Below are 7,306 nucleotides of genomic sequence, written 5' to 3'. Positions count from 1 at the left end.
GGCATAGACCGCGACCGTCTTCTTGCCCAGCTCGTTCGCAGCCCGCATCACGCGGATCGCAATCTCGCCACGGTTCGCTACCAGAATCTTACGGAACATGCAGTCCCCCCTTGTTCGCCCGGCGGGCATCCTATCCATGCTGCGGTGCAGCGCAAGCACCCTTCGCGACGCTTTCGTGACGCGGGTTTTCTCATCTCAGCGGCGTTCGCGAAAGAATTCTTGCAGCAGCCGGCGCGATTCTTCTGCCGAAATGCCGTCCACGATCTCGGGCCGGTGGTGACATTGTGGATGGTCGAAGACCCGTGCGCCATGATGCACGCCGCCCATGCGCGGATCCTCGGCCCCGTAATACAGTACCGCGATCCGGGCGGCCGAAATGGCGGCGGCGCACATCGGGCAGGGTTCCAGCGTCACCCAGAGCCGCGCGCCGGGCAGGCGTTCCGAGCCCAGGGCGGCGCAGGCAGCGCGGATCGCCAGGATCTCGGCATGGGCGGTCGGGTCGCGCATCTCGCGCGTGCGGTTGCCGGCCTGGGCCAGCACCTGCCCGTCGGCGCCGATCAGCACCGCGCCCACCGGCACCTCGCCGCGCCGGGCGGCGGCGCGGGCTTCCTCCAGTGCGGCGGGCATGTGCGAGGCAAAATCCATGCGCGCTTTTCGCCTGCGCGTGCCCCTTGCGCAAGAACTGCTTTCCATCCTGCGGCGTTAAGCGTAAAAGCACCGCTTTGCCACCGCAGAGATGCGCAGGAGATCGCCATGACCGACACGCCCGAAACCGCCCCGAAACCCGCCGCCGCTAAGCCTGCCGCCAAGCCAGAGCGCATCGCAAAGGTGATGGCGCGTGCCGGCGCCGCCTCGCGCCGCGAGGCCGAGCGGATGATCCTGGAGGGCCGCGTGACGGTGAACGGGCAAAAGATCGACAGCCCGGCGCTGGACGTGACGCCCTCGGACAGGATCCGTGTCGATGGCAAGCCGCTTGACGAGCCGCAGGAGACGCGGCTGTGGCTTTACTACAAACCGGTCGGTCTCGTGACCTCGGCCTCGGACGAAAAGGGGCGGCAGACGGTGTTCGACGCCCTGCCGCGCGACCTGCCGCGGGTGATGACCGTGGGCCGGCTCGACCTGAACTCCGAGGGGCTGCTGCTTCTGACCAATGACGGCGAGCTGAAGCGCCGGCTGGAACTGCCGACCACCGGCTGGCTGCGGCGCTATCGCGTGCGGGTGAACGGCCAGCCCAACGACCTGACCTTCGCGCCGCTGCGCCGCGGCGTCACCATCGATGGCGAGGAATTCGCGCCGATGGAGATCAGCCTGGACAGCCAGCAGGGCGCCAATGCCTGGCTGACCGTCGGCATCCGCGAGGGCCGCAATCGTGAGATCCGCCGCGCCATGGCCCATGTCGGGCTGATCGTGAACCGGCTGATCCGCATCGGCTATGGCCCGTTCAAGCTGACCGGGCTGGAGGAGAACGAGGTGCGCGAGGTCAAGCGCAAGGTGCTGCGCGACCAACTGGGCGGGCTTCTGACCGGCGAGGCCGAGGACAAGCCGCGCAGCTTCCGCGAGCGCGGCGCGGCTGAGGGCGATGCCCGCCCGCGCAAGCCGCGCGAGGACGGCGAGCGCAGGCCCTTTGCGCGCCGCGAGGATGGCGAGCGCAAGCCATTTGCCCGTCGTGAGGATGGCGAGCGCAGGCCCTTTGCCAAGCGGGCCGAGGGCGACGCCCGTCCGCGCAAGCCACGCGAGGATGGCGAGCGCAAGCCCTTTGCGCGCCGCGAGGATGGGGAACGCAAGCCTTTCGCCCGGCGTGAGGATGGCGAGCGCAGGCCCTTTGCGCGCCGCCCGGAGGGCGAAGGCAAGCCCGCGCGCGATACCAAGCCTTTCGGCAAGGGTCCGCGCGGCGGTCAGCCCGGTTTCAAGGGCGGCGCGAAAGCCGCCGAGGGCGAGCGCGGCTTCAAGCCGCGCGGCGAGGCAGGCTTCAAGCCCAAGGGCCAGGGCAAGCCTGCCCGCGGCTTCCAGCCCGGCAAGCCCGGCGCAAAATCCGGCACCAAACCCGGCGCCCCAAAAACCAGTCGCGCCCCCGGAAAGGGAGCGCGGCCAGAGGGAAAAGGCCCGCGGCGCGGCTGATCGCGCCGGCGCGGATGATGCGACATCGCGGAACGCCGGGATGATCGCGGCCCCGCTGCATCGCGCAATGCGGAGGAAAGGCCCGCCTGCGGGGCCGGTCCCTCGCCTGCGGCTTACTTGGTCAGGATCAGCTTGCCGGCGCGGGTGATGCGCAGGTTGTACACCTGGTCGCCCAGCACGATCAGCGCCTGATTGCCGCCGGCAGTCAGCAGTTCAGCGTCATATTCGGGAAGTCGTTGCAGGGCGGTCACGCCGGGACGCGTGAATTCGGCGGGGCGGGTCGCGGTCATGTCCAGTTCCTCGTTTCTGTCGCGGTGAGTGTAACCTGACAAATTTTCTAAGAGATGTCAAAGGAAAATAGTCGGGAATTGTTCATGGCGCAATAGCCTGATTTAAAAAGAGAAAAGCGGGCCATTTCAGGCCCGCCTCTCCGTCGCCCCTGGATGCGGCGCTGGTTTTGACAGATCAGTCTGCTCCCAGGCAATCGGCCAGCGCCGAGGCCATGTCGCGCAGGATCTCGACGTAAAGCCCGGCGCCGGGGCGCGCGCCGGCACCTTCCGGGTCGAGCGCGGCACCTTGGCGAACGTCGCTGCCTTCGATCACCGCGGCGATCAGTTTCGGATCGTGATTCGCCTCGGGAAAGGCACAGACCGCGCCCTTTTCGGCGATCTCGCCGCGAATCGCCTGGAGCCGCGCGGCCGAAGGCGCCGAGGCATCGCCCAGGCTGACCGCGATGGTCGGCTCCAGCCCGTAATGCCCGGTGAAATAGCCATAGGCATCATGGAAGACGATGAAACGCTTGCCCTGGACGGGGGCCAGCATGGCCTTCAGTTCCTCGTCCAGCGCGGCGATCTGCTCGGTCGCCTTCGCGGCATTGGCGGCATAGACGGCGGCATTGTCGGGGTCGCGGCGGGACAGGGTTTCGGCGATGGCGGCCAGCCAGGCTTGCCCGTTCGCCGGGTCCAGCCAGGCATGGGGATCGGTGCCGCTGTGATCATGGCCTTCATGCCCATGTTCCTCGGCGTGGCCGTGATCGTGGTCATGGTCATGCGCGCCGCCGGCATAGTCCCGGCGTTGCGTGGCGGGCAGGTCCAACAGGGTCAGCATCTCGCCCTGCGGGGCAAGGCTCGTGGTTGCGCGTTCCAGCCAGGGGGTCAGTTCCGGGCCGACCCAGACCAGCAGGCCGGCATCCTGTAGGCCGCGCGCCTGGCTGGGGCGCAGCTGATAGTCATGCGGATCGCCGCCGGATTGCAGCAGGATCTCGGGCTGGCCCAACTCGCCCATGACCTGCTGCACCAGGGCGCCGACGACCGGGATGTCGGTCACGACACGCGGCACCTCGGCCCAGGCGGGCAGGGCGGTGCTGCCCAAGGTGGCGGCAAGAAGCAGGGAAGAATATCGGATCATGGCGGACTCACTTGCGGAAACGCCAAGGTTATTTATGTTATATCGTAACTCGTCAAGTGGAAATGTAACGATATAACATCATGGCCAGCCCGGACTCCCCCCCCGACCCGTTCCACGAACACGACCATGCCCATTGCGCGGCAGCGGTGCTGCGCCGCGCCGAGGAACAGGCAAGGGTCGAGGGCGTGCGCCTGACCCCGGTGCGCCGGCGCGCACTGGAGATCCTGCTGGAATCGCATCGCGCCATGGGCGCCTATGAGGTGCTGGAGCGGCTGTCGGCCGAAGGCTTCGGCAAGCAGCCCCCCGTGGCCTATCGGGCGTTGGATTTCCTGGTCGAGCAGGGGCTGGCCCATCGTGTCCAGCGGCTGAACGCCTATGCCGCCTGCCTTTCGGCCGAGCGCGACCATTCGCCCGCCTTCCTGATCTGCCGCGGCTGCGAGCAGGTGGCCGAGGCCGATGCACCCGATCTGCGCGCGGCGCTGGACCGGCTGGCCGGGGCCTCGGGCTTTCGCATCGAGCGCAGCACCGTCGAGCTGCTGGGCCTTTGCGCGCGCTGCACCGAGGCCGGCCTGTGACGGCGCTGATCCATGCCACCGACCTGTCGGTCAGCCATGGCGGCGACCTGCCGGTGCTGAACCATGTCGATTTCCTGATCCGCCCCGGCGAGATCGTCACCGTGGTGGGGCCGAACGGCTCGGGGAAATCGACGCTGGTGCGGGCGCTTCTGGGTCATGTCTCGCTGGCCTCGGGCCGGGTCGAGCGGGCGCCGGGGCTGCGCATCGGCTATGTGCCGCAGCGCGTGCATATCGAGCGGGCGATGCCGATGACCGTGCGCCGCTTCCTGTCGCTGCCGCGCCGGGTGGGCGATGCGCAGGCCGCCGCGGCGCTGGAACGGACCGGCGTGCCGGGGCTGGAGCGGCGGCAGATCACCGCGCTCTCGGGCGGGCAGTTCCAGCGCGTGCTGCTGGCCCGCGCCCTGCTCAGCGACCCGCAGCTTCTGGTGCTGGACGAGCCGACGCAGGGCCTGGACCAGCCCGGCATCGTCGCCTTCTACAAGCTGATCGAGGAGGTCAGGGCCGAGACCGGCGCCGCCGTGCTGATGGTCAGCCACGATCTTCTGGTGGTCATGCGCGCCTCGGACCGGGTGGTGTGCCTCAACGGCCATGTCTGCTGCGAGGGCACGCCGCAGGCGGTCAGCGCCGCCCCCGCCTATCGCGCCATGTTCGGCGCCGAATCGCAGGGCACGCTGGCGCTTTACCAGCATCACCACGACCACGACCACGACCATGTCGCAGAGGGCCATCACCACGGCCCGGCCTGCGCCCATACGCATTGAGGCCCCATGCTTGACGATTTCCTGACCCGAGCCGTGCTGGCGGGGCTTGGCCTTGTGCTGGCGACGGGGGCGCTGGGTTCCTTCGTGGTCTGGCGCCGCATGGCCTATTTCGGCGATTCGACCGCCCATGCGGCGATCCTGGGCGTGGCGCTGAGCTTCGTCTTCTCGCTGCCGATCTATCTGGGCACGCTGGCGGTGGCGGTGGCCATGGCGCTGATCGTGGCGCAGCTTACCGCGCGCGGGCAGTCCATGGACACGGTGCTGGGCGTCATGGCCCATAGCGCGCTGGCGCTGGGGCTGGTGGGGGTCAGCTTCGTGCCCTCGCTGCGGGTGGGGCTGGACGCGTTCCTGTTCGGCGACATTCTGGCCGTGACCCGGACCGACCTGGCCTGGATCTGGGCCGGCGCGGCGGCGGTCCTGGGGTTGCTGATCTGGCGCTGGCAGCGGCTGGTGACGGCTTCGGTGAACGAGGAACTGGCCATGGCAGCGGGAATCGATCCGGCGCGCGAGCGGCTGATCCTGTCGCTTGCGCTGGCGCTGGTGGTGGCCATCGCGATTCGGATCGTGGGGGCGCTGCTGATCTCGGCCATGCTGATCGTGCCGGCAGCGGCGGCGCGGGGATTCTCTGCAACGCCCGAGCGGATGGCGGGTTCCGCCACCCTGATCGGCGCGGTTTCGGTCCTTGGCGGACTTTGGGCAAGCCTTTGGTTCGACACGCCCGCGGGCCCCTCGATCGTGGCCTGTTCGGCGCTGATTTATGCAGCAACATTGGTGGTTTGCAGGAAATGATCCAGGCTTGCGCGCAGGCGGGAACCCGCGAGTTTCCGCCGATCCGGCGGCGGCATCTCGCCGAGCGCAAGAGGTGTTGGCTATTATGCAACAGTCGCCCGAGGCGCGCGTGATTTCCCGATCAAGACCGCTTTCCAAGTCCTTGGGATTATGCGACTGTCTCAGCGATGTTGCCGGAAACGGCAGCCGTCAAAGTACTGAACGGAGCATGATCATGACCAAATTCGCTACCTTCGCCCTGGCCCTGGGCCTGTCGGCTTCGACCGCTCTCGCCGGTGGCTATGTTGCCCCGGTCGTTGAAGTCGAGCCGGTTGTCGTTGACGAGAAGCCCGCTTCGACCAACGCTGGCCTCGTCGTTCCGGCTCTGCTGCTGCTGGGCGTCATCGCCGCCATCGCCTCGGATGACGACGACAGCTGATCGCTGAACGGAACCTCGGTTCCGCGAAGTTTCAGAGGGGCTGGCCATTGGTCAGCCCTTTTTTCATGTCCGACGCCTTGCCGTTCGCCGCCCGGCCGGAGGCATGAAAAAACCGGCCGCGCGGGGCCGGTTTTCATGTCGTCTCTCGCGGGCCCGTCAGGGGCGCAGCACCTGGATGGTGATATAGCCCAGCCGCGGTCCGAGCCATTGCCGCGACACCGGCAGATGCCCGCCCTGCGGCATGAAGCTGTTCTGGAAACGTGCCCCGTGGCCCTCGCAGCTTTCCAGGATCACGCCCGCCGCCGGTCCCGGCCCGGTGGTGCAGTTAAAGCTCAGCGGCCTCTCCAGCCCGTCGCCGCTGTAATAGCGCATGACGCGCGGGGCCGAGCCCGAGCGGCCGGCGCGGATCAGCGCCTCGGTCTGCGGCTCGGCGACGGACAGGTCGTTGCCCAGCCCCCGCGTGCCGATCACCATACCGTCGCGCAGGATCAGCGCCTCTTTCGAGGGCGCCATATAGGTGCGCATGGCGCCGTTCTGGCCGGTCATCGCCATGACCTGCGTCCGGCCGAGCGATTCGAAGCCCACCAGGATCAGCGGCGCCGGGTTGACCCGCAGCGCCTCGGCGGCCATCTGCTCGGGCGTGCGCGGGGCCGGGGCCTCCTGCGCCTCGCCGCCGCGCATTCCGGCCAAGGTGCTGCCGGCCGTCTTGGCGGCAATCAGCAGCGGGTTGGCCTCCCGGCCGGTATCGTCGTTGCCGCAGGCGGCCAGGCCGGCGATCAGCAGCGCCGAAAGGGCGGCCTTGTGGATACGGGTCGCGATCATCGCCAGAACCTCCCCCAGCCTTGGTAAAGTTTGACGGATTGCGCGTCCCGGACCTTGTCGTAGAGCCGCCCGTCCACGTTCACCCGCGCCCCGCCGTCACGCGACAGCGACCGCAGCGTGCTGCTTGCGCGATCCCGCGTCGGCGTGCCCGCGGCCCAGGAAATCGGCAGCGAGATGGTGATGCCCTTGTCGAACGAGCCTTCGCCGAATTCCTCGTCGCTCAGGTCGGTCTTGGTGGCGAAGGCGCCGATGCGCCAGCCATTGGCGAATTCGCGGGTCAGGGTGAAGGTCGCGCCCTTGTCGCCGGCCAGGTAGGGGTCTGCTGCCGGACGGTGCTAAATCCTACGCTAAGCTCTTTTCGGCCACCTGTACTCCCCTGTGAGTAAGATGTGCGCCCATCCGAGGGGCGAGATGTG

At 68.3% G+C, this 7,306-nt stretch carries 11 protein-coding genes; 5 read left to right on the top strand and 6 right to left on the bottom strand.

Annotation, left to right across the window (positions count from 1 at the left end; genetic code table 11):
• Both ACDP63_RS23770 and ACDP63_RS23765 read right to left on the bottom strand, forming a co-directional pair.
• On the bottom strand, nt 1-99 hold a 99-nt coding region (locus tag ACDP63_RS23770), incomplete at its 3' end, for a biotin carboxylase N-terminal domain-containing protein (protein WP_220180859.1).
• Between the two features lie 96 nt (nt 100-195).
• Nucleotides 196-645, bottom strand: a complete 450-nt coding sequence (locus ACDP63_RS23765; RefSeq protein WP_024844432.1) for a nucleoside deaminase — start codon at nt 643-645, stop codon at nt 196-198.
• A gap of 108 nt (nt 646-753) precedes the next feature.
• Here ACDP63_RS23765 and ACDP63_RS23760 point away from each other — a divergent pair, with 108 nt between their 5' ends.
• Nucleotides 754-2,118 carry a pseudouridine synthase gene (locus ACDP63_RS23760; protein ID WP_409928754.1) on the top strand — a complete coding sequence of 455 codons (1,365 nt, stop codon included), beginning with the start codon at nt 754-756 and terminating at the stop codon, nt 2,116-2,118.
• Nucleotides 2,119-2,231: 113 nt separating this feature from the next.
• Here the strand turns inward: ACDP63_RS23760 and hemP are convergent, their stop codons facing one another.
• On the bottom strand, nt 2,232-2,408 hold the full coding sequence (hemP, locus tag ACDP63_RS23755) for a hemin uptake protein HemP (protein ID WP_010394206.1): 177 nt from the start codon (nt 2,406-2,408) through the stop codon (nt 2,232-2,234).
• A 175-nt stretch (nt 2,409-2,583) separates the two neighbouring features.
• Nucleotides 2,584-3,525, bottom strand: a complete 942-nt coding sequence (locus tag ACDP63_RS23750) for a zinc ABC transporter substrate-binding protein (protein ID WP_051419874.1) — start codon at nt 3,523-3,525, stop codon at nt 2,584-2,586.
• A gap of 80 nt (nt 3,526-3,605) precedes the next feature.
• Here ACDP63_RS23750 and ACDP63_RS23745 point away from each other — a divergent pair, with 80 nt between their 5' ends.
• From ACDP63_RS23745 to ACDP63_RS23730, 4 genes are all read left to right on the top strand, one after another.
• Nucleotides 3,606-4,100, top strand: a complete 495-nt coding sequence (locus ACDP63_RS23745) for a Fur family transcriptional regulator (protein WP_024844435.1) — start codon at nt 3,606-3,608, stop codon at nt 4,098-4,100.
• Nucleotides 4,097-4,861: a metal ABC transporter ATP-binding protein gene (locus tag ACDP63_RS23740; protein WP_024844436.1), complete on the top strand. Its 765-nt coding sequence runs from the start codon at nt 4,097-4,099 to the stop codon at nt 4,859-4,861. The genes ACDP63_RS23745 and ACDP63_RS23740 overlap by 4 nt, the downstream gene beginning before the upstream one ends.
• A 6-nt stretch (nt 4,862-4,867) precedes the next feature.
• Entirely contained in the window at nt 4,868-5,650 is a 783-nt protein-coding gene (locus ACDP63_RS23735; protein WP_024844437.1) for an iron chelate uptake ABC transporter family permease subunit, read from the top strand.
• Between the two features lie 214 nt (nt 5,651-5,864).
• Nucleotides 5,865-6,068: a hypothetical protein gene (locus ACDP63_RS23730; protein ID WP_024844438.1), complete on the top strand. Its 204-nt coding sequence runs from the start codon at nt 5,865-5,867 to the stop codon at nt 6,066-6,068.
• A 156-nt stretch (nt 6,069-6,224) separates the two neighbouring features.
• Here the strand turns inward: ACDP63_RS23730 and ACDP63_RS23725 are convergent, their stop codons facing one another.
• Nucleotides 6,225-6,890: a YjbF family lipoprotein gene (locus ACDP63_RS23725; protein WP_024844439.1), complete on the bottom strand. Its 666-nt coding sequence runs from the start codon at nt 6,888-6,890 to the stop codon at nt 6,225-6,227.
• Nucleotides 6,887-7,201: a YjbH domain-containing protein gene (locus tag ACDP63_RS23720; protein ID WP_409928755.1), complete on the bottom strand. Its 315-nt coding sequence runs from the start codon at nt 7,199-7,201 to the stop codon at nt 6,887-6,889. The genes ACDP63_RS23725 and ACDP63_RS23720 overlap by 4 nt, the downstream gene beginning before the upstream one ends.
• Between the last annotated feature and the right edge of the window lie 105 nt (nt 7,202-7,306).

Source organism: Paracoccus sp. P2 (genome assembly GCF_046335115.1).
In the GTDB taxonomy this organism is placed as follows: Bacteria; Pseudomonadota; Alphaproteobacteria; order Rhodobacterales; family Rhodobacteraceae; genus Paracoccus; species Paracoccus pantotrophus.
This window is presented reverse-complemented; position numbering and strand designations above follow the sequence as displayed.

Excerpts from the sequence above, each read along its gene's own strand:
- ACDP63_RS23765 (WP_024844432.1), bottom strand. The coding sequence starts at position 645 with ATGGATTTTGCCTCGCACATGCCCGCCGCACTGGAGGAAGCCCGCGCC.
- ACDP63_RS23760 (WP_409928754.1), top strand. The coding sequence starts at position 754 with ATGACCGACACGCCCGAAACCGCCCCGAAACCCGCCGCCGCTAAGCCT.
- hemP (WP_010394206.1), bottom strand. The coding sequence starts at position 2,408 with ATGACCGCGACCCGCCCCGCCGAATTCACGCGTCCCGGCGTGACCGCC.
- ACDP63_RS23750 (WP_051419874.1), bottom strand. The coding sequence starts at position 3,525 with ATGATCCGATATTCTTCCCTGCTTCTTGCCGCCACCTTGGGCAGCACC.
- ACDP63_RS23745 (WP_024844435.1), top strand. The coding sequence starts at position 3,606 with ATGGCCAGCCCGGACTCCCCCCCCGACCCGTTCCACGAACACGACCAT.
- ACDP63_RS23735 (WP_024844437.1), top strand. The coding sequence starts at position 4,868 with ATGCTTGACGATTTCCTGACCCGAGCCGTGCTGGCGGGGCTTGGCCTT.
- ACDP63_RS23730 (WP_024844438.1), top strand. The coding sequence starts at position 5,865 with ATGACCAAATTCGCTACCTTCGCCCTGGCCCTGGGCCTGTCGGCTTCG.
- ACDP63_RS23725 (WP_024844439.1), bottom strand. The coding sequence starts at position 6,890 with ATGATCGCGACCCGTATCCACAAGGCCGCCCTTTCGGCGCTGCTGATC.